Genomic DNA, 24,047 nt, shown 5'->3' on the forward strand with positions numbered 1-24,047 from the left:
TATTTAAATTATTCCGCCTGAAAATTGCATGATGTTTGGGTATTAAATCAGTTATCAGTCAACCAGGGCGTATTGTGAGGGATTTAAACCCGTCAAAATATGCGTTACACCAAGTGATGTGGTGTTTTACCCTCGTATTTAACTGATAACTGTTAAAGATTTACTTTTGATACTTTTTCAATTTGCTGATTGAAGTAAGCCTCCTCATGCTTTAATTGTTTTGCCAGTTTTAAACCATTTTGAAAGGCTGTCAGTGCTTGTGGATAGTCTTTGCGTTCTAAATATAATTGTCCGATTTGGTCGTAAGCCTGCATCATGCCATAATAATTAGCAGCGCGTGCTTGCAATTCTATAAGAATTTCGCTAGTTTGCAAGGCTTCGTCTATTTGTCCTTGAGAACGGTACAAGGGAATTAATTTTTCTAATGCTTCAGCCGCACGGGTATATTGTTGTAATTGCCAAGCAGTGAGGTAAGCTTCTTGGTAGTTGTTAAATGCTTGTTGTAGTAAGGTGGGATTTTCTTTGGCTAGGGTTTCATAATTGGCGGCGATCGCTAGTTGCAAACTTGGCAATTGAGTGATATTATCTTCTTGAGTATAAATAGTTTTTAGCCTAGTTAAAATATCAACTGATTTCTGTGCTTGCTTGGACTGTTGGTAAATGTAAGCCAACCTTTGCAGGTATGTTAACTCATCCTGACGCTCACCCTTAGCAGCAGCCAGCTTTAACAGTTCTTCGTAGGTGGTAGCGGCTTGGGGATAATCAAACCAACTCAGGTGTAGTTCCCCAAGAGTTGTTAAAGTGTTTATTTCTGCCAGCAAATTTTGTTGCTGTCGAAATGCAGCTAAAATTTGATTATAAACTTCAATGGCGGGTTTAGGCGATCGCACTTTTTGATAAGCTTCACCTAATGCTTGCCACAGTTCTAAATCAAGGTTATTTTGAGCATTTCTGTTTTGAGGTTGTGCTTGCTTTTGGATTGCTTGTAATCTTTGAGTAACGTAGAATAGTTGTTGGCGATCGCTTTGATTCCAAGCAATATCCCCCACCCTGGCTAGTGCTTTTACCTCAGCCACAGCACCTAAATAGCGACGTAAGCGTAATTCGCGGTTCCATATTTCAAACGCCGCTACACTATCCCCAGCTTGCAATTTAGCTGCGGCTTGTAGATTTAACTCATCTAGCGCCGATTTTAACTTTAGCTGTTCTAAAGCTGTTAAAGGCTGTTTACCACGTGAAGGTGGTAAAAGTGGATCAGGTGTAGTAACTTCCAACGGACTGGGGGGAAAACTATCCGCTTGTTGAGGATCGTTACTCTTGGCTAGGGTGAAAGAACTAGTAAGTTGCCAAAGAATAGCAGTTGTAATGATGAAACTTAAGCTGCGTACCATAAGGATTTTACGAATCGTGATGCGTAAAGCCCCCTTTTTATAAAAGGGGGATATAAGCGGATGACCGAACGCCACTTGCTACAAGTCGGCAGAGCGCAAGAGCGCAGTGGCTCATTTATTCGGTCGTGATACCATAATTATATGGGCAGGGCGTTGTCCATTGGACTAGGTGATGTAAGATGGGCAAAGCCTACAATCACTGTTTGAATCCAGAATAAGCGCAATTCAATTGCGGGGAGTGCGTCAAAAGGTGTAGATATTAAAGTCAATTGCTAGTCATTAGACTTCTTGCATAAATTTTTTTTGTCTCACGCATTCGCCGCTAGGCGTTCCCGTAGGGTAGGCGCGAAGACGCAAAGAAAAGAACGCTAAGAACGACTTTTGCAAGAGGTCTATTTATTAAGTTTGTTGACGGTTGACGATTGACAGTAAACCGTCATACTCTATGCCTAATAACTGTAACTGCAAATTTCCCTGACGTATCAACCCTAAATAAATATCCCAGTCCCCAGTCCCCAATCCCCAATCCCCAATAAGCCTTAAAATACTTTCAGATATTTTTAATCAATCTGATGTAATGACTCATTCTACAGACATAGGCACTTTAGCACGCTGGATGGCGGCAGATTTTAGCAATCAAGCGCAAGCTTTTGAAAATCCGCCTTTTTACGCCCATATTCGGGTGTGTATGCGTCCTTTACCGTGGGAAGTATTATCTGGGGTAGGCTTTTTTGTCGAACAGGCTTATGATTATAGCCTGAAAGAACCTTACCGTTTGCGGGTACTCAAGCTGATGACTGTAGGCGATCGCATCCACATTGAAAATTATACTGTGAAGCAAGAAGAAAACTTTTACGGTGCATCCCGCGACCTCAATCTTCTAAAAACCTTAACTAGCGACTCTTTAGAAAAATTACCAGGCTGTAACATGATTGTAGAGTGGACTGGTAACAGCTTCAAAGGTAAGGTAGAGCCAGGAAAAGGCTGCATCGTCTTTCGCAAAGGACAAAAGACCTATTTAGATAGCGAATTTGAAATTAACGAAGAGAAATTCATCAGCCTTGACAGAGGAAGAGATTTAGACACTGATGAACACATCTGGGGTTCTGTCGCCGGGCCATTCTACTTTGTGCGTTGGCAAAGTTTCGCTGATGAAGTAAAAATAAGTAATGGGTGATAAATTGCCTTAATCATACTCAGTTTACTTCTCCTTCTACCGTTAGCGTAGCTTCTTTACACTGGAAAAGTTTGCTCAACGGGGGGAACCCCCGCACCGCAACTTTTCTCTGCGTTAAAAAAATCACAAACTAGTACGATGCTGTAACTACCGACTCTATAGGCAGAGGATAGGGAACTCGCTCAATTTTAGTTTCCCATGTACCATCAGAGTATAGTTTTAACACACGAAACCCTGGTAAATCATCACTTACAACATAAGTGGGACTTCCAGGCTGAAACTGATAACAAGTGGAGGGACTACCCAAGTAGTGAATACCGTGACGTTGCTGATGAAATTCCTGATGAATATGTCCAAACAAAACTAACTTGACTTGTGGATGACGTTCCACAATAGCAAAAAACTCTGGAGAATTTTGTAGACAGCTAGCATCTAACCATGTAGAGTTTACTGATACAGGTGCATGATGCAGTGCTATTAAGGTAGGGTTGTTTGCTGATATTTGTAACTCAGAGTCTAGCCAGTCTAAGATGGTAGGTGATAGATAACCATGTACAGAATCAGCAACGCCAGAATTGAGCAGAATAAAATGCCAATTTCCACGCTGAAACGACTTACGTCGGGAAACCATACCTAGATTTAATATTTTATCCATTGCGATCGCGCAATCATGATTCCCCGGTAGCCAATAAGTAGCTATTTGCAGTGAGTTCAAATAATGTTGTAAATTTTCATAAGATTGTGCTGTAGCATCTCCAGACAAATCTCCTGTCATCAGTAGCAAGTCTAGTTCCGGTCGCAGTTCTTCTAAACGCTTTGTCACAGTTAAGAAAGACTCTGTAGTAAGTATACCTTGTAGCCTTTGATTCTCTGAAGCTAACAAATGCGTATCTGTTACTTGTGCAATAGAGATAGGAGGCTTTTCATTCATTGTTAGGTTAAGAAATTTGTGCGTATTAATATCTGATTCTCCTTAACACCATGAATTGTGTATTAAATTTATTTTTTAACTCATCAGTGAGGCAATAGGCTACCTGATGCTAGGTATATAATTACAGGCTTGCTACTATAACTAAGTAAATAGATATAGAATAATTTTTGTTTGTTTTTATACTTTTGCACTTTATTTCATATTTACATCCATCTTGAGAAGGAAATTACGAATTTTCTGTATTTTATGGCACTTATGAATAGTAACTGTAGGGTGCGTCAGCCACAATAATTTCGTACAAATTCAAGGATTTTCCACATCTGACGCACCCTACCCCAAGCGCCAGTTGCGTAAGTCCTGTATTTTGTATTTTATGGCACTTATAAATAGACACCCAAATGTTAATCTTCAATTAGATGAGTTGATATAGCAGTAGCCACATAGATTAGGACATGGATGAATTATAAAATCCTCATAGCAAGCAGCTTTTGACGCTATCACCTGTTCCCTGTCACCTGTCCCCTACTATAACTAACAGCACTTCTCATCTAGATGAGGTACATCACCCTAGCCTCTCCCCCTGTACACTCATATAGAGATAGCAAAATTTTTGCAGGTTGAGGATGGCAAATCGCATAAAACTAGGTTATAATGATAAGCTGTAGAGCATGGCGGCATAGCCAAGTGGTAAGGCAGAGGTCTGCAAAACCTCCATTCTCCAGTTCAAATCTGGATGCCGCCTTTAAGGCTTCTAGGTTTTTAGAAGCCCTAAAAAATACCAAAACTGAATATCTGATAGTCAAAGGGTATGATTCTAGGTAATGAATGATAGATGATACCTGAGAAGAATGCGATCGCCAGCAATCTCAAGAGGTGTTAAATTGGAGCCAACGGCAGAGCAATTAAGAGCGTTATATCGCAGATTAACTTAATGCAACCAATCAACTTAGTTAGGTTTGATAGCCGCACCAATAGAATAGTTATGTTGGTGGGAGAGACGATACAGATAGAGATACTTGAAAACGGGAAGGTAATAATCGAATGAGTAGCCCTAACTATCAAGCGATGACAGAACAGGAACTGCGTGACTATGTTAGACGTAACCCTGAAGATGAAGACGCTTTTCAGCACTATCTCAGTATTATTCGCTCTCGTCCTGGGGTAATTTGCACGACAGATGAAGAAGCGGATGCACAGATGCAAAGACGAGTTGCTTCAATTACTGATAGGGATTAAGTAGATTTTTGTAAACATGGCGATCGCACTCATTTAGTGATATTCTTAGTCATATCAAAATTCAAAATGATTTAGTAACGGCGATCGCGTTGAAGTTGCCATAGCGCTTTTTCTACGCACCAGTCAATGCTGCGGCTAGGATTACGTCGTTGTTCAGATTCTACCAATCTTTGAGCAGTAGCTACATCGCCATGAACTAGAGTTAATAATTCTCGCCAATGCCTTGTTCTAGGAACATTATATTGAGATGGCGATTTGGGTGGGGATTTATATACTGATTTTCTTCTATTGGCTTGGTTGCGGCTTTGTGTTTTTTTACTTGCCTGCATTATCATAAAAGCTAGATATAAGGCAAACAACATCAAAGATAACCATAATAATAAAATTATAATTCCCATTGTCAGTATTCGGTAGATATTTCATTCCACCATGCAGTAACATTGATGTTCACAACAACCGAAATACTCACATTTAATTTTAAGAAATGTGTAAAGTTGACAGAGGCTAGGGCGTGTTTTCAAACTTTAAAAGCCACAATAGTAGGGTGCGTCAGATGTGAAAAATCCGCTAATGTGTATGAAATTATTGAGGCTGACGCACCCTACTGGCGTGGCAAGACTAAAGTAGTGCATTAATTAACCACAGAGGCACAGAGGCACAGAGATAAAAGAAAATTTTATTGCACTATTTTAAGCTTGCCACGCCACTACTGGACTGGCAAGGCTAAAATGTGGCAATAGGTTTGGATAAATTTGAACGCAGATGAACGCAGATGAACGCAGATGAACAAGATGATAGATTTTTCGCTAATGCACAAGTTTAGGCTTGCCACGCTACTACTGGAGTAACCAGGCTAAAGTGCATTAGCGAAAAATCTTATACCAATTCAAAAAATCATTGCAACACATCCATTAGTAGGGGCGCACATCTGTGCGCCTCTACTCATCTGCGTTTATCTGTCTTGAAAAGTTTCCTACGGAGGGAAACCCTCCTACAGAACTTTTCGCTGCGTTTATCTGCGTTCAATTTTTTCCAGACCTATTGCCATATTTTAGCCCAGTCACACCACTAAAGTTAACCTGAGTTCGATGAACCTCTCCCTCCCAACCTCCCTCTCCTAAAAGGCGTTCGCGTAGCGTCTCCGTCAGGAGAGGGAGGAGAAACGAAAAAATCACAGTCTTACTCCCCTCTCCTCGTAGGAGAGGGGTTGGGGGAGAGGTCAAAACCGCACTGGTCGAACTCACGTTAAAGTTAGTTTGATTTATGACTGATTTGAGTGAATTATAGCAGTAGATACAGAGGCTAGGACATTGATGAATCACAAAATCTTTATAGTAAGCAGGTTTTGCACCTGTCAAGAGTCCCCTATCACCTGTCCCCTGCTATATTACTTAATTCCTGCCAATACTGACACTAATTTTTCTATATGTGCAGTTTGATGGGTTGCCATTAAGGATATTCTGATCCGACTGGTGGGGACTGTGGGGGGACGAATGGCTGGGGCAAAAATTCCGGCTTGCTTGAGTTGTTTACCTACTTCTAACGCTTCACTTGCACTAGACAACTGAAAACATAGTATGGGTGATGCTGAGGGTAGTAATTTCCGGCTGGGTAATCTCTGCAATAATTCTTTCAAGTAATTAACGTTGTGCCACAACTGCATCCGGTGTTGTGGTTCTTGTATAACTATATTAATAGCTGCTAAGGCTGCGGCTGTGTCTGCGGGTGATAAGCCTGTGGTGTAGATCCAACTGGGGGCGCGATTTCGCAAATAGTCAATTAGGGTATGGCTTCCGGCTACATATCCGCCTAAACTTCCCAAGGCTTTACTTAAAGTGCCTATTTGAATTAATTGCCTACCTGTACAGCTAAAATGTTCGACACACCCAGCACCAGTTTTACCCATGACTCCCGTAGCATGGGCTTCATCAACTAGCAGCATACAGCTAAATTCTTCAGCTAAATCCAGTAACTCTGGTAAAGGGCATAAATCCCCGTCCATACTGAAGACGCTATCTGTCAAAATTAAACAGCGTCGATAGTTTTGCCGTTGCTGAAGCAATTGGGTTTTCAGTTCTGTTACGTCGCAGTGGGAATACTCGATAATTGTTGCCCCACTGAGTATTGCCCCATTTTTTAAACTGGAGTGATTATACTGGTCAGAGAATATTAAATCGCGCTTACCAACTAAAGCTGCGATCGCTCCCATATTGGCGAGATACCCTGAGCTAAATACTACCGCATCTTCTGTTTGTTTGAGAGATGCGATCGCCTTTTCTAATTGGTGATGTAATTCTCGATGTCCACTCAGTAGTCTTGAACCAGTGCTTCCAGTGCCGAACTCTTGAGTAGCCGCCACAGCCGCCGCAATCAACCTTTCATCCCCAGCCAATCCCAAGTAATCGTTACTAGCAAAATTAATTACCTCCTGCCCCGCTAGAAATACGGTTGCCCCTGGACGACCATGTATTGTTTGCACTGAACGATACCAGTCCGCCCGATGAATGGTTAGAAGTGAGTTTTGTAACCAAGCATAAGGATCTGGCATACTGATATAATTATTTTTTAGAGTTTTCTTTTACTACTAAAACCACTTATTCAGGATATACAGGAGAAAATTATTTTGATGTTAATTTAACAACTCATCATACTCATCGTGATTCCCGATCCAAAGCCAGTAAAAATCATCTCCCTTTTTTAAAGCTAAAGCACGATATCCACCAGTTACACGCGCAGACCAAAGATTTTTGCCAACTTTTTTAAAATGTAAAGATGGATGGGATTGATTTTCCTGCCAAAGTTGATATGCTTTCTTTGCTTGTTCTTTTATATCCTTTGGTAGTTGAGCATAAGCTTCCCAAAAATCAGGAGTTGTTAAGGATTTCATCTATATCTTGCACTCGGTTTGCCGCAATATCGGCTTCAGCTTTCGCAATTAGTCGAGCTAATTTTCCCGATGTCAAATCATTTTCTATTTGCTTATCCCACATTTGTTCCAAATACTCTTCTAGCCAAGTAGCTAGTTGACGAATATCATTTTCAGGTAGTCGTTTGATAGCAGCTTCGATCTCTGACAAAGTACCCATATCTGAGTCGATACCTCAATACATATTCTTATTTTATCGCGTGGTTCAACAGCTTTACTCAGCTATACTTAAAAATTTTACATTATTAATGATAATTTGCTACAACTACCTGCTACAGTAGTAGAATTGGTAAACAATGGCAAAATTAGCGATCGCCAAACTATAGTGGTTGCAATTAATACATTAAGGATATGTCGCAACCAGGTTTAGATGTGACAACAGTAGGAAAGCTTGCCTATGGACTAACTTGCTCACTACTGCTAAGATGTGCGATCGCTTGTTTGATCCAGTCTTCTACATAGGCATCTTTGGGTAGTCCGATTTCTTGGCTGACGAAGTGTAGGGCGTGGGTGACTTCATGGGCGGTGTATCCCAAGGCAAATAGGGTCATTTGTACTTCTTCGAGGATACCGGGGGCTGGGCCTTCGGTGGCGACGAAGAAGCCTGCTGATTTGCGCCACTCTATGAGTTTGGCTTTGAGTTCTAAACAAATGCGTTCCGCGATTTTTTTGCCTACGCCTGGGGCTTGAATGAGGATTTGGGTGTTGGCGGCGATGATGGCTTGGACTAAATCTGGTAGTTCCAGGGTGTCCAACAGGGCGATCGCACTTGCTGCACCCACACCACTCACGGATAATAGATGGCGGAATAAATCACGTTCGGCTGGGGAAGAAAAGCCATACAGTAGGGGTATTTCTTCCCGGACTTGGTAATGAGTGAAGATTTGTACTAAATCTCCGGTTGTAGGCAATTGCTTGGCTAGGCGTTGGGGAATTTGCAAATCGTAGCCCATCCCGTTCACTTCTAGAGTGAGGAGGACGCGATTTGTGCCTACGTTTTGAATACCAGCGACTATACCTTTAAGATAGCTAATCATTCTAGAAAACCAAAGTATTTTAAGCCTTCAATAATTCCACCTGCACAAAAATCTTTTGCCAGGTAGCGATGGTCTGCGGGATACTCACTGTGCCACTGAAGCAACTCTGGTCGGGCATTCCCGACGATGATTCCCCTTTCGTTGCCCACAGCGAACAAAGCAATATCATTACCTGAATCACCACAGACAACTGTTCTTTCTGCTGCAAATTCCCACTTTTGACGGAGGAACTGCATTGCCTGACCTTTATCGCTGTTTAATGGTACAATGTCAAGGTCTATACCGCTACTATAAATTAACTTTATATTTAGTTCACATTTTTCTAATTCTGCTTCAAGTTTGGGTAGAACGTGGGATGCAGCTTCTTGATGCAGGAAAAAACTTGCTTTAAAAGGACGTTGTTCTGATTCTGGTTGTAGTATTAACTCAGTAAATTGCTGAGTTACAGATAACACTATTTCCCGATTCCAACCATCAGCAAGAATTTCTGACCATCCAGAGTCAGGATTACCACTACCATCTAAATAAATTTCCGTACCCACAGAAAGAACTAACCCATCCGGTTCGATGAGATTTTTTTCCTCTTGCAGTTCTTTGTAGAGGAGTGGCGATCGCCCAGTAGCATAAACTATCCTGGTACCATATTCTTGGCGATGCTGAGTCAGTATTTCACTCAGTTCTACTAAAGCTGCATCATTACCCACAAAAGTATGGTCTAGGTCAGTGACAAAAAGAAACGGTTTCATAATCGTGTTGTCAAGTTAATCATCCTGAGTTCCGAGTTAATCTACCAGATTTTGGCTACCGTGTATTCTCACTAGTGCAAGAATTTTCTCAATAGGTAGGAGAGAGGTCAACTGTCAACTGTCAACTGTAACCTATACCCATTGAGCGACAACAGCAGCAAACTCATAATCTACAATGCAAGTGATTTCACCAGATAAAGATTATGAATCTTAAATTTGGATTATGGTTACTCTGGGGTGGATTTATCGCCTATATATTGTTTTTAGCACCGCCCTTGCACTTACATGAAACGCTAACGCTGTTGAAAAATATATTGACTCTTCAGTGGGGGGCGATTAATCCCATTATTCTTTCATTATTTTCTCTAGTGGGTATTTGGCTATTAATTTATTTTATCTTTTATTCCCGACCATTATTGCTGACGATATGGTGCGTCGCCGTTGGACTAACCCACAGATATTCTTAACAGTGGTGCTTATTCCTTTACTCGGTTCTCTAGCTTATCTTTGCCTACGTCCGCCACTACTGACATCAACCATTCGCCACTGGTCAGTTGACAGTTGACAGTTATCAGTTATCAGTTATCAGTTATCAGTTATCAGTTGTTCCTTTGCCCTTCCCCTTTCCCCCTTCCCCTTTCCCCCTTCCCCTTTCCCTTACTCATCAATCAAAGTTTCAATTAATAAGTCCACCTGTTGCTGTCGCTGCTGTAAAAAAGTTTCGCACTGACGCAAATATTCGACAGCGTTAGCAAACTGGTCAAAAACTGCTTCTAATTCCAATTCACCTGATTCAATTCGGGCAATTATTGCTTCTATTTCTGCAACTTTTGTCTCATAATTCCAATTTGTCTCACTATCAGGATTAGAAGCATTTTTTCGTTTAACCATTAATCTCTCTATTTCCTCTTTCTAAGTATTTGTGCTTTCTTCAGTAAACTGCGGGGGTTAAATTTTTGTCTGTCCTAATTTGAACGTGAGTTCGATGAATCTCTCCCTCCCAACCTACCTCGCCTTTTAGGAGAGGGAGGAGAAACGAAAAAATCACCATCTTACTCCCCTCTCCTACGAGGAGAGGGGTTGGGGGTGAGGTCAAAACAACGCTTGTCGAACTCACGTTAATTTTAACCTGATACTGCAACGATAAAGTCTTGCTCATCTGCATTTGTCGGCGTTTATCGGTGGTTAATTGTATCTAAAATCTATTGCTACATTTTAACCTTGCCAAGCCAGTAGGGTGCGTCAGCCCCAATAATTTCGTACAGATTCAAGGATTTTCCACATCTGACACACCCTACCCCAAGTGCCAGTTGCATCCTGATATTGTAAGTACTTCAAAGGATATGAGATTACACAGGTATCTGGAACTGCATCAAAAATATAAGTTCTAGAACTTTATCTCACTTAATAAAACTATATTTTTATTTATAGTTGCCGAAATGAAGTTTTACTTAGAGATTTAGCATTTTAAGCCGAATTTCACCCTCTTCATGTATACAGACAAGTACACTGAGCAATCATATCTGCACTTACTGTTATGCTGAAGAAGGTAAGTTGTTTTTGACAACCAATACATCAGCATTATTGCATAATTATAACAACATTTTACATCATATCTCACTCTAGCTGTAATCATGAGGACTGAAAAGTGAACACCAACGATATCACTATTCCCTTTCAAGTAGATATCAGTAGCTGTAACAAAGAAGCAATCCATATTCTTAGATTAATTCAACCTGATGGAGTCCTTTTAGCGTTACGGAAAGTAGATTTAACCATTATTCAAGTTAGTAATAATACATTTAAAATCCTGTGTTTCACTGCACTGATGGCGATAATACTTTAGATTTTCTCTACAATACCAGAGTTTGTAGCGATCGCCAAGCTGCACCTCGTCCGGCGATTATTTCACAACTTCTTGTAATCCCAAAGATATTGAGATATGTTACCAATATTGTGTTGCTAGTTACATCACCCAGCCAATTGATATTAATCGATTAAGCAAAACCATTCCCAGCTTTTTAATTTACTGGTTAGATATTGTGATCCTTCCTGATACTGTTCGCAATTAGTCATGGCACAGCCGCTAACTATTTTAATTATCGATGATTGTGCTGAAGACCGTGTAGCATATCGCCGCTATCTCCAGCAAGACCAAGAACATTACTATACCATTCTGGAAGAAGCATCAGGAGAAGCGGCAATAAAATTATGTCGGCGGTTTCAACCTGACGCAATTTTATTAGATTTTTTACTCCCAGACCAAGATGGACTGGAATTTTTGGCGGAGTTACAAAAGCTGGTCAAGGGAAGTATGCCAGCTATAGTCATGTTAACTGGTTACGGTAATGAAGCGATCGCCGTCCAAGCCATGAAAAGCGGTGTGTACGACTATCTAGTCAAGGGGCAGACAACAGCAGAGCGTTTGCGCTCCACTATGTCTTCCGCAATCTTACAGGCACAGTTACGCCAAGAACTCTATCGCAGTGAAGAAAAATTACGGGAAAGCCAAAAATTTATTGAGCGCATCGCCGAAACAACGCCGGGGATTTTATACGTTTACGATTTGGTAGAGCAGTGTAATGTTTATCTCAACGGTCAGGTTAGTACGCTATTGGGTTATACACCAGAAAAAATCCAAGCTTTGGGGAAAAAATTTCTCATCAAGTTAATGCACCCCGATGATTTAATTAAACTGCCCCAACTCTTGCAGCAATTCGACTCAGCTATGGATGAAGACATCCTAGAACATGAGTATAGGATGCGACACGCTAACGGTCAATGGTGTTGGTTTTGTAGCCGTAATTCTGTGTTTGTCAGGAATAGAGATGGTTCACCAAGGCAAATAGTTGGTACAGCCTTGGATATCACCGCCCGCAAGCAAATGGAGGAAGAACTACGTTCTAGTAATGAGCGTTTCCGACTAGCCGCCGCCGCAGTTAATGCGCTGATTTATGAATGGGATTTGGTAACAGATACAGTATCTAGAACGGAAGGATTGACGCGGATTTTAGGCTATTCTCTAGAGGAAGTCCCATCCACTTTAGAATGGTGGCATCAGCAAATCCATCCTGAAGATAAGGAATCTTTATTTCAGCAATTCCAACATCTAGCTGTCAGTCAAAATCATTATGCTTTTGAGTATCGAGTCCGTCACAAAAACAATCAATACTTATATGTATTAGATCAAGGAGTAATTACCAGAAATGAAAATGGACAGCCGGTGCGGGTAGTTGGCAGTACAACAGATATTACCGAACAGCAACTAGTACTGCGCGATCGCCAACTCGCCGAAGCAGCTTTACGCCAAAGCGAAGCCAAATTCCGCCGCATAGTCGAATCTAACATAGTGGGGATTTATTTTGGTGACGCTAGCGGGCAGATATACGAAGCCAATGATGCTTTTTTGGGAATGCTTGGTTATTCTCGTGCCGAATTAGCAGCTGGTAGTTTACGCTGGGATCAGATGACACCAGCAGAATACCAAGACCTCGACCAGAGAAAAATTCAAGAACTGCAAATTTACGGGGCTTGTACCCCTTTCGAGAAAGAATATCTTCACAAAGATGGCTCTCGTATACCCATTTTATTAGGGCTGGCTTTGATTGAAGGTAGGGAAGAGAAAGGTTATGCTGCCTGCTTCGTCCTTGAATTAACTCAAAGCAAACGCGCCGAAGCCGCATTACGTCAAAGCGAAGAACGCTACCGCCAATTATCTAACGTCATACCGCAACTGGTTTGGATTAAAAATAATCAAGGTGAATGCGAATACGTCAACCAACGCTGGTGCAGCTACACTGGACTAACTCTAGAGCAAGCTCTTGGCTCTGGCTGGCAACAGGTGATGTATCCTGATGATATCCCAGCCATTCAACAAGCTTGGATGCAGGCGATGAAGACAGGGCAAACTTACGAACTAGAACTGCGCTGTCGCAAACATGATGGCAGTTATCGCTGGCATTTAGCCAGAGGCGTACCCATCACAGATGATCAAGGACAGATTTTGCGTTGGTTCGGGACAAGTACAGATATTCACGATCGCAAACAATTAGAAGCAGAACGCGATCACCTCTTGCAACTAGAACAAGTCGCCCGTGCAGAAGCCGAAGCCGCCAACCGTACCAAAGATGAGTTTGTGGCGATGGTATCTCATGATTTGCGATCGCCACTCAATTCAATTCTTGGTTGGTCGCAATTGCTACGCAGTCGTCAGTTTGATGAAGCTACTTTCACTCGTGCATTAGAAACCATCGAACGCAATGCCCAATCCCAGGCAAAACTGCTGGAAGACTTACTAGATATGTCCCGGATTCTTAGGGGCAAGCTACAGTTAGAATTTTGTCAAGTGGATTTAGCTGCCATTATTGGTGTAGCAATTGAGACTGCTTACCCCTCAGCCCAAGCTAAAAACATTCAATTAGAGTCTGTCATAGATCAGTCAATTCCCCTGATTCGCGGCGATGTCAACCGCTTATTACAAGTATTAGGCAACCTACTATCAAACGCGATTAAGTTTACCCCTTCCCAGGGACAAGTTACCGTCCAGCTAACACATACAAGTACTGAAGCGCAAATTACAGTTGCTGACACTGGTATTGGTATTAGCGCCGAGTTTTTACCCTACGTTTTTGAACGTTACCACCAAGCAGAATCCCAGGGTAAACAAGGCGGTTTGGGATTAGGGTTAGCGATCGCGCGTCATCTCATACAATTACATGGTGGAACAATTCATGTCACCAGCCCAGGTGAAGGGCTAGGCGCTACTTTCACAATTAAATTCCCGTTTTATAATTAATAGACCTTTTAAGGATTCTGTCAATTTTATGTGTTATCCACAGTTAAAATTGTATTTTCTATTACATGAGATTATGACGTTACATTTTCTAAAGCTAAATTTCTACCAAAGGACGAACAGTCAAAATTTCATGATTTTTCAGTGGCTTAATATCAGTTATGGGAACTATGACAACAGCTATTGATTCACCAGTTGCACTAAATACTTCTAGAACACATCCATCTGCACCATTGCTAGGATGAGGGACAAAATCAATTAAAGTTGCCACATCACCTCTTTTTAATTGATATTCGTTTAAGTCACGATTTAAAGCGACACGTTGGTATAGTTCAAAGTTCATCTGAGGACTCCTTGTTAGGTTTGAGAGTGATAAATTGAAACTTGCCGTCTACAGCCCTTTGCAGCCAAACTGTAATCACGGCTAGGTTTCGCTGATTTAACCCGATTAATTCGCCAGTCACCCGATAGAACACCCCATATTCATTATCGGCGTTGCTGAATCAAGATATGAATTTGTCTCACGCAAAGGCGCAAAGGCGCTAAGTTACAAAGAAAAAGGACGGTCATTTTGCGATTTCATATTCTAATTCAGCAACGCCTCATTATCTCTATCTTTTATAGCTACTGTAGAATCTGCCAGTTGACGAATTGCTGATTTTAAGATTTGTGGGTTTTCTTGTGTAAATCCAGCTTGGGCTAGAAATTTTGATTTATCATCTTGTTCTCTTGGTACTAATAAATAGCGGGTGATTTTTTCGTCGGCAATAATCGCATCAGGGGGAATTTTCATCTCTGATAACAATACAAAAGTTCACAATAAATAAGGTGGGCATTGCCCACCCTACCTAATAAATTAAAACTAATACAGCATATTTGGCGTTGCTGAATTAGAATATGAAATCGCAAAATGACCGTCCTTTTTCTTTGTAACTTAGCGCCTTTGCGCCTTTGCGTGAGACAAATTCATATCTTGATTCAGCAACGCCGCATATTTTGGGTAAATGAGGTACAAGCGTAAAACCCAAAACCATGTAGAGACGTTACATGTAACGTCTCTACAGTATTTCACAAATAGCGAAACTGCTGTATCACTCCCACTCGATGGTTCCGGGGGGCTTGGAAGTAATATCGAACACTACGCGGTTCACACCTTTAACTTCGTTGACAATTCTGTTAGAAATTGCCTCCAACACATCATAAGGTACACGCGCCCAGTCTGCTGTCATACCATCTTCGCTCTTGACGATACGCAGGACAATGGGATAAGCATAGGTGCGTTGATCACCCATCACGCCTACACTACGAATTGGCAATAATACCGCGAATGCTTGCCAATATTCGTTATATAAACCACGTTGGTTAATTTCTTGGCGCACAATTAAATCAGCATCGCGGAGAATGTTCAACCTTTCGGCGGTGACTTCTCCTAAAATGCGAATTGCTAAACCAGGGCCGGGGAATGGTTGGCGTTGGACAATTTCTTCTGGTAAACCAATAGAACGTCCTACCTTACGGACTTCATCTTTAAATAATTTCCGCAGAGGTTCGACTAGTTTAAATCTCAAGTCTTTGGGTAGTCCGCCGACGTTGTGATGGCTTTTGATTTTGACTGCTACTCGTTCGCCGGTTTGGGGGTCAACATTGGTATCGGCTGACTCGATGACATCTGGGTAAAGTGTACCTTGAGCCAGATAGTCAAAGGGTCCGAGTTGTTTGGATGTTTCTTCAAATACGCGAATAAATTCGTGTCCGATGCGGCGGCGCTTTTCTTCTGGGTCTGTCACGCCGACCATGATGTTCAAGAAGCGATCGCGGGCGTTAACATATTCCACAGGGATATGAAACTGTTCTTGAAATAGTTTCACCAACCTTTCCGGCTCATACTTCCGCATAAAGCCTTGGTCAATAAATACGCAAGTCAATTGATCCCCAATGGCTTTGTGTAACAAGAAGGCGAGGGTAGAAGAATCTACACCGCCAGAAAGTGCCAAAAGCACCCGTTTATCGCCGACTTTGGCGCGAATCTCCCGAATTGCTTCTTCTACGAAGGCGGCTGTTGTCCAGGTGGGTTCACATTCGCAGATGTGATAAACAAAGTTGCGAATTAAGGCTAAACCACCGACAGAATGAACTACTTCTGGGTGAAACTGCACACCATAAAGCTTTTTGATGTGGTCAGCAACGGCTGCACAAGGTGTATTCTCTGTATGCGCCAGCACTTCAAAGCCTGGGGGCATTTTTGTTACCGAGTCGCCGTGACTCATCCACATCGTTGTCCCATCTTCGACGTTGGTGAGCAGGTCTGTGGGATCATCTATAAATAACGCTGCTTTGCCATATTCACCCCGGTCAGCTTTGGCTACTTCCCCGCCGAGTTGATTTACCATCAACTGCATTCCGTAGCAAACACCTAAAACGGGGATACCTAAATTCCAGATTTCGGGGTCGCAATGGGGAGCGCGATCGCTATACACTGAACTAGGGCCACCAGAAAGAATAATGCCCTTGGGATTGAGTTGGCGCAAATGTTCCGCCGTGGTGCGATAGGACAAGACCTCAGAATAGACTTGCGTCTCACGGATGCGCCGCGCAATCAGTTCCGAATACTGAGAGCCGAAGTCTAATATGATAATGATTTGACGCTCAAGCCGCCCAAACTCTTCTACTGGTTGAGGGGCTTGTTCGGTTGGTAGAGTCACCACTGTATTCATAATATGGAGAAAGTGTGAGTCTGGTAGTAGATGGTCGTGGTCTTAACCACCATTTTCAGCTTGTTTAGGACTGATAAATGGTAAACTAATCTCTGACAAACGCTAGGTAAGATGCGTTTGTACTGTCATGATGGCACGCTATTAAAAGCTATAAATTACACTACAGTCGCTATTGAAGAACTTATTTATTGAGATTATTTATGATTATTCATAATAAATTAACATAAATTTCCCATTATGTTACAAGCAGTTTTGCTTTTGATGATAATTTGGCGATCGCGATCAAACAAAACCGAACCGCAGATTGTGTTCTGACCTCTGCTGCTATGGCTAGTGATATATTCTTGACAACGAGCATCGATAGTTTCGGCGATCGCGCTATAAACTCGATTCACCCAAGCACTACCTGTAGAATCATCTAAGGATTTCAGGTGTTTTAATACAGCTTCAGCCGTCGGAGAGTGAAATACAACTTCTATATCTTGTTGACTCAACCCTAATAAAGCACAATGTGCTGCTAAAACTTCTCGCCGTCCATCAGCTAAGTGATGGTGGGTGTGAAAAATTCCCCCAGCTAGTTTCATTAACTTTCCATGATAGCCAAACAACAAAATTTCTTGCACACCTAACGCATCAGCTTCTACTAACATCGGCCCTAACCAATTAGCCGTTTTGACTAATCGTTCAGGATTAATCCCCATTTTTCTGGCCAAATCTAAACCATTCTCGCCAATGCAAAATACTAGACTAGCAAACAAACTAGCTTTTTGTTGCAATTCGCTGCGAAAAGCATCTAGCTGTGCTGGCGAACTCAAAGGTTGGGAGATACCCGTTGTACCCAATAAAGATAATCCTTCCACAACGCCAAAAGCAGAATTAGAAGTACGTACCGCGAGCGATCGCCCTTCTGGTAAGATAATAGTAACAATGATTCTTTCTTCTGCCGCTAGTAATCTTGTTAAATTCTCTTTTAATAACCTTTGTGCATAACTATAAATAGCAGCTTGATCATCAGCATTGATTTGCTTGCCAATACCTTCGCCACCCTTGATAGTTACCTGCTCACCCTCAACACCACCCCATTCTACCAAAGCCCAGATTGGTGTATCCCTAGTCAAATCAAGATTATCACCCGGATCAGAGCGAGTAATAGCCAAAGCCATATTTGCCGACAAACCAGCCACCTGTTCAACAGGTATTTCCGCCAATTTTGCAGGCTCAATTAAATCCAGCGACACAACTTTTATAGGTTGACGCTGACGTAACCAATGCAAAGCCGCAATAGCCGCCGCACAAGCAAAAACAGGTAAAGTATAGCCGGAATTAGTCATTAGTCATTAGTCATTAGTCAACAGTCAACAGTTCATAGTCAACAGTCATTAGTTTTTCTCCTCCGCTCCCCTGCTCCTCTGCTCCCCTGCTCCTCATCTCCCCCCACTCCCTCATCTCCCCCTACTCCATTTAAACTCCTACTTCCGCGAGAATAGTTTCCATTGCTTCCCAGGATATTTCTCGTTGAATATAACGGGGTGATTCAGGATTATAAGGGCTGGCGATGCGATCAATACTCACAACTTTTGCCTCGTCGGGAATGACTGGGACATCAGGATCAAATGCAGTTGAGCGCATCAATGAACTAGAAAAACCTTTGAAAATGGCTACTTTATCTTGTTCATCAGCGATTTCCACCGTTACTAATAAAACTTCTTGCGGACGTTTGGTGGTGTATTGTTCTAACCGCTTACCAATAGGATTCATTTTGCCAGCCGAAAAGTGAAAATTGAAGCGTAATTATAGATTACTGTGGTGTAGCAGTGCGTCCTTGCTTACCTAACTTAACTAAGACAAAGTAAGTTAGGTACAGCACATATACAATTAAACCAACTATACCTAAAAAGCCGAGAAACGCGGGTCTACTATTGTGGTGGAAATAATCTTTATATACTAGGGGAGCTTCAAACCAGACACGACACCCTGGATTTTGTCCTACGTTGCTGGAAAAAGCACAACCCACAAACGGGATCAAGGCGATCGCGCCTAAGATAGAATAGACAGTAACAGCCCAACGCCAAGAAGTAAAAAACAGTTTTAACGCTCCACTTGGTTGATACTCAATCTCATCGTTGAGATCCACCCAGAACCACAGAGAAATGGGAATGAGGATTTGTCCAATTAATCCAGAGATAAAACTAACTGGGTATTGGGCAATCATTAAGTAGACGGTAATGGCTAGTAGGCTAGATACTCGCCAGTAAATCGTTAATAGCTTTTGTATTCCTTCTACTTGTTGTACATAAGCCCAAATCAAGAGAATTAAGGGAATAATCATTAGAAATAATAGTGCTAGGCGGAAATCAATCCAAACTAGCTGACGAAACCAAACGTCATTTTGCATAATTAATTGTCAATTATAAGAATAGGAGCTAGAGATTAGATTTGTCATCTTATACCAATTTTCCTAGATTGGGCGATAAATATAACCATAAACAGTCTTGGTGCATCTGGGTTTGTCAATTTCCTGTAGGGTATTGTGAATTGGTCTGATTGGTTTGTAAAAAAACAAGCAACTCGCAGAATTTGCTCATCAATATTTTGCACCTACTGTAGCAAATTATCTAAGAACTGCCTCACCTAAAAATGTAGATAGAAGCTAAACAAGCCGAAACTTGTGTAATTCTCAGGGCGATGTGCGGCGGAAGCCGCTTAAACAGGGGTGAAAAACACTAAGTCCATCAATTCTGGTTGCTTGTCGTGAGAAAAAAGTTAAAAAACTTAATTTTTACTCATCATAAACGCGGCATTCAGCAGCTTCTGGATTATCATCGCAGTAAGTTTCTAGGGAATTTTTCTTCTTTTCTTGGCGCTGGTGAGAGGCTTCAGCTTGCAGTTCTTCAACTGCATCCCAAGCCGCAGCACATTCAGCTGAGTTGCTACCTGTAGCATCACAGACTGCACGGGCTTGTTCTACTTCTTGTTCGATTTGGTTTTCCAGACCTTGTGCTTGAGTATCAGTCATTGTTTGAGTCTCTTTGTGTGTTGATAATAACAGTATGGAAAAGTTGCAAAAATTGCTATCTTTCGTTGTATCAATCACCATTCTACATAATGAGCTGCATCAGCTAGTTAAGTGGTTTGACGTAACTATCAAAATTATGACCAAAGGAGAGTGGGGAGTGGAGAGTGGACAGGAGTTAAAAGACAGGGCTATTTGTGGTAAAGAAATAATTAACAGGTAAGAGTGGGGAACATTAAGAAGATAAGCAAATGTGGTACTAGCTTCCCACACAGTGGCAAAATAAATATCACTTGTTACTTATAACCCAGCATTGGCTCAACGCCCGGCTACAGCTAACACAACTCACGTCTCAGCACTCAGCAGCGATAAAACTCATGGCAGATCGAATGCAGTGGGCAAATGCCCTATCAACCCGTCCTTCTTTAGAAGCAGCTATTACAGATGTAGTACAACGGACTGTATCATCATTAACAGCGCCTGCGGATTTGGGGATAGTGTTTATTTCGTCTGCGTTTGCTAGTGAGTATTCGCGAGTTTTACCTCTTTTGGCAGAAAAACTTTCTGTACCTGTGTTAATTGGCTGTAGTGGTGGTGGCGTAATTGGGACGGCTGCTAATGGACAAACCCAAGAATTAGAAGCGCAAGCCGCTATTAGTTTAACTTTGGCACATTTACCGGGGGTAAATTTACAGGTTTTTCATGTGATGGGTGAGGATTTACCTGATTTAGACAGTCCTCCAGACAATTGGATTAATTTAATTGGTGTACCACAATCACCAACGCCTCAGTTTATCTTGCTGTCGAGTGCTTTCTCGTCAGGGATTAATGATTTATTACAAGGGCTGGATTTTGCTTATCCTGGTTCAGTAATTTTAGGTGGACAAGCTAGCGCCGGGGGAATGGGTGGACGTTTGGCTTTGTTTTGTAATGGTAGCCTGCATCGTGAGGGTACTGTGGGCTTGGCTTTGAGTGGCAATATTGTTTTAGAACCCATTGTGGCGCAAGGATGCAGGCCAATTGGTGAACCGATGCAGGTGACGAAATCTGAACGCAATATTATTTTGGAACTTGATGAGAAAGTCCCGTTGGTAGTTTTGCGAGATTTGATTGCTAGTTTGAGTGAACAAGAAAGGGCTTTAGCACAGCATTCTCTGTTTGTGGGTGTAGCGATGGATGAGTTTAAGCTGTCTTTGCATCAAGGAGACTTCCTCATTCGTAGTATTTTAGGGGTAGATCCAGCTGGTGGTGCGATCGCCATTGGTGATCTCGTCCGTCCAGGCCAGCGTCTACAATTCCACCTCCGAGATGCCCAAGCCTCCGCCGAAGAATTACAATTTCTCCTAGAACGCTATCAAACACTGCCTCAATTTGATAACTCTGCTGTCGGCGCTTTGATGTTTTCCTGTGTAGGACGCGGCGAAGGACTCTACGGCAAACCCAACTTTGATTCTGACCTATTTAAACGCTACATCCAAGATATCCCCGTAGGCGGCTTTTTCTGCGGCGGCGAAATTGGCCCAGTCGGCGGGAGAACTTTTCTACATGGTTACACCTCCGTCTTTGGAATTTGCCGAGAGTTGTTTGTGGGAGATGAGGAGATGAGGGAGATGAGGAGATGAGGAGATGAGGGAGATGAGGGAGATGAGGGAGATGAGGTATACAAGCTAGACCAAGTTAAGTAAATATTCTTCCCCCACTCCCCCTACTCCCCCCTCACAAGTGTAGGTTTTTAATATAGCAGTGAGTAAGGACTATAAAACTAACGAGAAAATCATTGTTTCATCCACCCCTACACCCCTACACCCTAAAACCAAAGTTTTTGGAACACCAATAAAAAACCTACACCTGTCAGACTCCCTCATCTCCCCCCACTCATCATTTTTTCCAACAACAGGGTACTATTGTTATCAATCAAGCTAGCGGCGCTGTAGGCTTGAATGTAGCGGCGCACTTGTTGGGGAAACTGGGGGTAATCTAATATGGCATCACCATCGGCGATGGTTGCCCAAAAGTCACGCAAACTGGGAGCTAGTTCTTGGGCTTGGGCTAAGGGTAAGTTGAGGGGTGAGAGGGTAAGTAGTTTTACTAGGAAGGGAAAGGAGCGATCGCCCATCCATTCCCGTGATAATTGTTGTAAGTCGGGAAAATCTGGGACTGATTCTACCCGATGGGATAATATTTGTAACCATTCTCTGCCTTGGCGATCGCAATGATACTCTAAAACTCGATAAGGGTGAGGATAGCTGACTAAGGAACCTGTCGTAATATCATACAAGCCATTAGCACAAGCCACATCTTGGACGTGTAAGTGACCAGTAAATACTAGTTTCACCCCGTAGCGTTGCAATATTTGCACTAATTCTGGGGCATTTTCCAACATATAGCGAGATGCCATCGGATGGCGAGATTGATGGGGCAAATGTTCCACAACATTATGATGCACCATCACTAACACCAACTCATCAACTGCTGCGGCTAGCACCTCTTCTAACCATTGCAGTTGTTGGCTATCTAAACGCCCCACTTGCTGGCCTTGTTCATTAAAAAAGTTGGAATTTAACCCAATTAACCGCACTCCGGGTAATAATTGCTGACTGTAGTAATGTTGCTCTGTATCTTGATAACCAAACTTGCGGTAATACTGGGGAAAATCAGCAAAAGCAATTGATTGTTCGTTAGCCGCCACCACGGGAACGTCATGATTACCAGGTACAACATAAGTTGGAAAAGGTAATTGAGATAAGCGTTTTTGTAACCAAATATGGTTTTCTGGTTCGCCGTGTTGGGTTAAATCTCCAGGGAGTAAAAGAAAGTCTAAATCAAGTTGTATTAAATGTTCTATGGCGCTTTCAAATGCTGGGATACCCACTTCTACCAAATGAAATCGGCTAGGATGATCCCAGATTGTGTGAGGAAGCGCGATGTGTAAGTCGCTGACTACAGCAAAGCGGAAATTTAGCACCATTGATTTCCAAAATTAGTTAAAAACGGCAATTTTAAGCAAGTCTTTTTTACACAGTATAACCTTTGCTCTGCTCACTTGCTTACGTATGCCTTGCCTTAATATTTGTACATATTTACTGTTTTATCTATTGTTGATATCAATGCTAGCTAATGTTTACGATTTGTTTGATTTGGTAGGTAATTGCTTGAGATTCATTGGTAATTGTTTTATGCTATTACCAATTATCAATTATCAACCTATACGATATAATCAATTTTAAAAGTACATAATATTAGTTACAAAGATTTTAATTAACATAAATACCTATCAAAGATGAAACAATTATCTACTTAAATATAGATGGCAGGATGCTAGGAGCTAACCATAAACCGTAACCGATAAATCCAAACAGGGCTGTGATGAAAATAGTGAGGATGTAGCTGATACAAATTAGCAAACCATCAGATTCAATTGTGGCGATCGCCAGTAATAAAATACCTACAGTAGGAATCGGGTTAGTGAAGGGAATGGGTGAAATGAGTAAGATTGTCAACCAAGAGATACAAAACCCATTAACTCGCCAAGTTAGAGGATGATGAGCAATTTTTCCTAACCGGGGACGAGCGATTTTCTCTACAACTTTGGTAACACGCCGCAAATTTTGCAGGAGAAACTGAGCAAAAGGACGGGGAAACTTATAGTGAGCGATTTTTTTAGGTAGCCAAGGCGATCGCTTACCCAAAAGCATTTGTACCGATAATATCAAACAAGCCGCACCAAAAGGCCCAGTTGCTCCCGGTGGCATAGGAAACAAAAAAGGTAAAACGAGTAATGCAATAACTAAGCTAAAACCCCGTTCCGAAGTTTCCGCCAAAATATCGCCCAGTGTCAGGTGCTGTTCGGCTAACCGTTGCAGCAATGACTTAATTTCTTGAGAGAAACTCAAACGTGTTTGCCGTGAGTTGATGTGAACTGCCACAGTATCCCACCAGATATAACTCAATAAACATGAAATACAAATGCACCGATACTTTTTCGCTAACATTCATTAACAAATACACTCACGGAGTGAGGGCGTATCAACCAATGCACGAAGGAAAATCCCCCGCGCACCATTTAGATCCCGACTCATCACTT

General features: G+C 42.0%; 26 protein-coding genes, 1 tRNA gene and 2 pseudogenes. 10 read left to right on the plus strand and 19 right to left on the minus strand.

Features of this window, described 5'->3' with window-relative positions:
* Positions 1 to 152: 152 nt before the first annotated feature.
* The gene (locus H6G83_RS14435; protein ID WP_190473300.1) at positions 153 to 1,391 is read right to left on the minus strand and encodes a tetratricopeptide repeat protein; all 1,239 of its coding nucleotides are present in this window, start codon (positions 1,389 to 1,391) and stop codon (positions 153 to 155) included.
* 577 nt (positions 1,392 to 1,968) lie between these two features.
* Between H6G83_RS14435 and H6G83_RS14440 the strand changes: the two genes are divergently transcribed.
* Positions 1,969 to 2,568: a chromophore lyase CpcT/CpeT gene (locus H6G83_RS14440; RefSeq protein ID WP_190473303.1), complete on the plus strand. Its 600-nt coding sequence runs from the start codon at positions 1,969 to 1,971 to the stop codon at positions 2,566 to 2,568.
* Between the two features lie 130 nt (positions 2,569 to 2,698).
* Here H6G83_RS14440 and cpdA read toward each other — a convergent pair whose 3' ends face one another.
* Entirely contained in the window at positions 2,699 to 3,499 is an 801-nt protein-coding gene (gene cpdA / locus H6G83_RS14445; protein ID WP_190473306.1) for a 3',5'-cyclic-AMP phosphodiesterase, read from the minus strand.
* 670 nt (positions 3,500 to 4,169) lie between these two features.
* On the opposite strand from cpdA, the gene H6G83_RS14450 reads away from it, so the two are divergent.
* From H6G83_RS14450 to H6G83_RS14455, 3 genes and pseudogenes are all read left to right on the plus strand, one after another.
* Positions 4,170 to 4,241, plus strand: a tRNA-Cys gene (locus tag H6G83_RS14450).
* 139 nt (positions 4,242 to 4,380) lie between these two features.
* Positions 4,381 to 4,544: pseudogene (locus tag H6G83_RS36405) on the plus strand (DUF6888 family protein).
* Positions 4,541 to 4,735: a DUF6887 family protein gene (locus H6G83_RS14455; RefSeq protein WP_190473309.1), complete on the plus strand. Its 195-nt coding sequence runs from the start codon at positions 4,541 to 4,543 to the stop codon at positions 4,733 to 4,735. Before H6G83_RS36405 ends, H6G83_RS14455 begins: the two are co-directional and overlap by 4 nt.
* A gap of 71 nt (positions 4,736 to 4,806) precedes the next feature.
* Here the strand turns inward: H6G83_RS14455 and H6G83_RS14460 are convergent, their stop codons facing one another.
* From H6G83_RS14460 to H6G83_RS14485, 6 genes are all read right to left on the minus strand, one after another.
* Positions 4,807 to 5,133, minus strand: a complete 327-nt coding sequence (locus H6G83_RS14460; RefSeq protein WP_190473312.1) for a hypothetical protein — start codon at positions 5,131 to 5,133, stop codon at positions 4,807 to 4,809.
* A 989-nt stretch (positions 5,134 to 6,122) separates the two neighbouring features.
* Positions 6,123 to 7,283 carry an 8-amino-7-oxononanoate synthase gene (gene bioF / locus H6G83_RS14465; protein ID WP_190473314.1) on the minus strand — a complete coding sequence of 387 codons (1,161 nt, stop codon included), beginning with the start codon at positions 7,281 to 7,283 and terminating at the stop codon, positions 6,123 to 6,125.
* An 81-nt stretch (positions 7,284 to 7,364) separates the two neighbouring features.
* A complete protein-coding gene (locus tag H6G83_RS14470; RefSeq protein ID WP_190473318.1) occupies positions 7,365 to 7,622 on the minus strand; it encodes a type II toxin-antitoxin system RelE family toxin in 258 nt (85 codons plus the stop codon).
* Positions 7,600 to 7,821 (minus strand): hypothetical protein, encoded by a 222-nt coding sequence (locus H6G83_RS14475; protein WP_190473320.1) that lies wholly within the window; start codon positions 7,819 to 7,821, stop codon positions 7,600 to 7,602. The genes H6G83_RS14470 and H6G83_RS14475 overlap by 23 nt, the downstream gene beginning before the upstream one ends.
* Before the next feature lie 235 nt (positions 7,822 to 8,056).
* Entirely contained in the window at positions 8,057 to 8,698 is a 642-nt protein-coding gene (gene ruvA, locus H6G83_RS14480) for a Holliday junction branch migration protein RuvA (protein WP_190473323.1), read from the minus strand.
* Positions 8,695 to 9,444: a sucrose-phosphate phosphatase gene (locus tag H6G83_RS14485; RefSeq protein WP_190473326.1), complete on the minus strand. Its 750-nt coding sequence runs from the start codon at positions 9,442 to 9,444 to the stop codon at positions 8,695 to 8,697. The genes ruvA and H6G83_RS14485 overlap by 4 nt, the downstream gene beginning before the upstream one ends.
* A gap of 376 nt (positions 9,445 to 9,820) precedes the next feature.
* Between H6G83_RS14485 and H6G83_RS36410 the strand changes: the two genes are divergently transcribed.
* Entirely contained in the window at positions 9,821 to 10,009 is a 189-nt protein-coding gene (locus tag H6G83_RS36410; RefSeq protein WP_390821954.1) for a hypothetical protein, read from the plus strand.
* A gap of 92 nt (positions 10,010 to 10,101) precedes the next feature.
* Here H6G83_RS36410 and xseB read toward each other — a convergent pair whose 3' ends face one another.
* Positions 10,102 to 10,335, minus strand: a complete 234-nt coding sequence (xseB, locus tag H6G83_RS14495; RefSeq protein ID WP_190473329.1) for an exodeoxyribonuclease VII small subunit — start codon at positions 10,333 to 10,335, stop codon at positions 10,102 to 10,104.
* A gap of 757 nt (positions 10,336 to 11,092) precedes the next feature.
* On the opposite strand from xseB, the gene H6G83_RS36240 reads away from it, so the two are divergent.
* The 3 genes and pseudogenes from H6G83_RS36240 to H6G83_RS14510 all read left to right on the plus strand — a co-directional run bounded on the left by H6G83_RS36240 (position 11,093) and on the right by H6G83_RS14510 (position 14,239).
* Complete coding sequence (locus H6G83_RS36240) at positions 11,093 to 11,290, plus strand: hypothetical protein (protein ID WP_190473332.1); 198 nt, start codon at positions 11,093 to 11,095, stop codon at positions 11,288 to 11,290.
* Positions 11,251 to 11,516, plus strand: a pseudogene (locus tag H6G83_RS14505) (response regulator); the annotation flags it as partial. The gene H6G83_RS36240 and the pseudogene H6G83_RS14505, both read left to right, overlap by 40 nt.
* A gap of 2 nt (positions 11,517 to 11,518) precedes the next feature.
* Entirely contained in the window at positions 11,519 to 14,239 is a 2,721-nt protein-coding gene (locus H6G83_RS14510) for a hybrid sensor histidine kinase/response regulator (RefSeq protein ID WP_190473339.1), read from the plus strand.
* A gap of 94 nt (positions 14,240 to 14,333) precedes the next feature.
* Here the strand turns inward: H6G83_RS14510 and H6G83_RS14515 are convergent, their stop codons facing one another.
* The 8 genes from H6G83_RS14515 to H6G83_RS14545 form a co-directional block, all read right to left on the minus strand.
* Positions 14,334 to 14,579, minus strand: a complete 246-nt coding sequence (locus H6G83_RS14515; protein ID WP_190473341.1) for a DUF4926 domain-containing protein — start codon at positions 14,577 to 14,579, stop codon at positions 14,334 to 14,336.
* Positions 14,569 to 14,700, minus strand: coding sequence for a hypothetical protein (locus H6G83_RS35930; RefSeq protein ID WP_277876342.1), 132 nt, complete (start codon positions 14,698 to 14,700; stop codon positions 14,569 to 14,571). The genes H6G83_RS14515 and H6G83_RS35930 overlap by 11 nt, the downstream gene beginning before the upstream one ends.
* A 122-nt stretch (positions 14,701 to 14,822) precedes the next feature.
* Entirely contained in the window at positions 14,823 to 15,029 is a 207-nt protein-coding gene (locus H6G83_RS14520; protein ID WP_190473343.1) for a hypothetical protein, read from the minus strand.
* A gap of 298 nt (positions 15,030 to 15,327) precedes the next feature.
* Entirely contained in the window at positions 15,328 to 16,950 is a 1,623-nt protein-coding gene (guaA, locus tag H6G83_RS14525) for a glutamine-hydrolyzing GMP synthase (protein ID WP_190473347.1), read from the minus strand.
* A gap of 218 nt (positions 16,951 to 17,168) precedes the next feature.
* A complete protein-coding gene (cbiD, locus tag H6G83_RS14530; protein ID WP_190473350.1) occupies positions 17,169 to 18,281 on the minus strand; it encodes a cobalt-precorrin-5B (C(1))-methyltransferase CbiD in 1,113 nt (370 codons plus the stop codon).
* 130 nt (positions 18,282 to 18,411) lie between these two features.
* Complete coding sequence (locus H6G83_RS14535; protein ID WP_190473353.1) at positions 18,412 to 18,708, minus strand: DUF7734 family protein; 297 nt, start codon at positions 18,706 to 18,708, stop codon at positions 18,412 to 18,414.
* A gap of 40 nt (positions 18,709 to 18,748) precedes the next feature.
* The gene (locus tag H6G83_RS14540) at positions 18,749 to 19,345 is read right to left on the minus strand and encodes a DUF3177 family protein (protein ID WP_190473356.1); all 597 of its coding nucleotides are present in this window, start codon (positions 19,343 to 19,345) and stop codon (positions 18,749 to 18,751) included.
* A gap of 384 nt (positions 19,346 to 19,729) precedes the next feature.
* Entirely contained in the window at positions 19,730 to 19,966 is a 237-nt protein-coding gene (locus tag H6G83_RS14545) for a Calvin cycle protein CP12 (protein WP_190473359.1), read from the minus strand.
* A gap of 34 nt (positions 19,967 to 20,000) precedes the next feature.
* On the opposite strand from H6G83_RS14545, the gene H6G83_RS14550 reads away from it, so the two are divergent.
* Together H6G83_RS14550 and H6G83_RS14555 are read left to right on the plus strand one after the other, a co-directional pair.
* Positions 20,001 to 20,186: a hypothetical protein gene (locus H6G83_RS14550; RefSeq protein ID WP_190473362.1), complete on the plus strand. Its 186-nt coding sequence runs from the start codon at positions 20,001 to 20,003 to the stop codon at positions 20,184 to 20,186.
* Positions 20,187 to 20,340: 154 nt separating this feature from the next.
* On the plus strand, positions 20,341 to 21,585 hold the full coding sequence (locus tag H6G83_RS14555) for an FIST signal transduction protein (protein ID WP_190473367.1): 1,245 nt from the start codon (positions 20,341 to 20,343) through the stop codon (positions 21,583 to 21,585).
* 239 nt (positions 21,586 to 21,824) lie between these two features.
* Here the strand turns inward: H6G83_RS14555 and H6G83_RS14560 are convergent, their stop codons facing one another.
* Both H6G83_RS14560 and H6G83_RS14565 read right to left on the minus strand, forming a co-directional pair.
* The gene (locus tag H6G83_RS14560; RefSeq protein ID WP_190473370.1) at positions 21,825 to 22,931 is read right to left on the minus strand and encodes a metallophosphoesterase family protein; all 1,107 of its coding nucleotides are present in this window, start codon (positions 22,929 to 22,931) and stop codon (positions 21,825 to 21,827) included.
* Between the two features lie 325 nt (positions 22,932 to 23,256).
* Positions 23,257 to 23,889 carry an exopolysaccharide biosynthesis protein gene (locus H6G83_RS14565; RefSeq protein ID WP_190473373.1) on the minus strand — a complete coding sequence of 211 codons (633 nt, stop codon included), beginning with the start codon at positions 23,887 to 23,889 and terminating at the stop codon, positions 23,257 to 23,259.
* Positions 23,890 to 24,047: the final 158 nt, after the last annotated feature.

The organism is Anabaena azotica FACHB-119 (genome assembly GCF_014697625.1).
Taxonomy (GTDB): domain Bacteria; phylum Cyanobacteriota; class Cyanobacteriia; order Cyanobacteriales; family Nostocaceae; genus Trichormus; species Trichormus azoticus_A.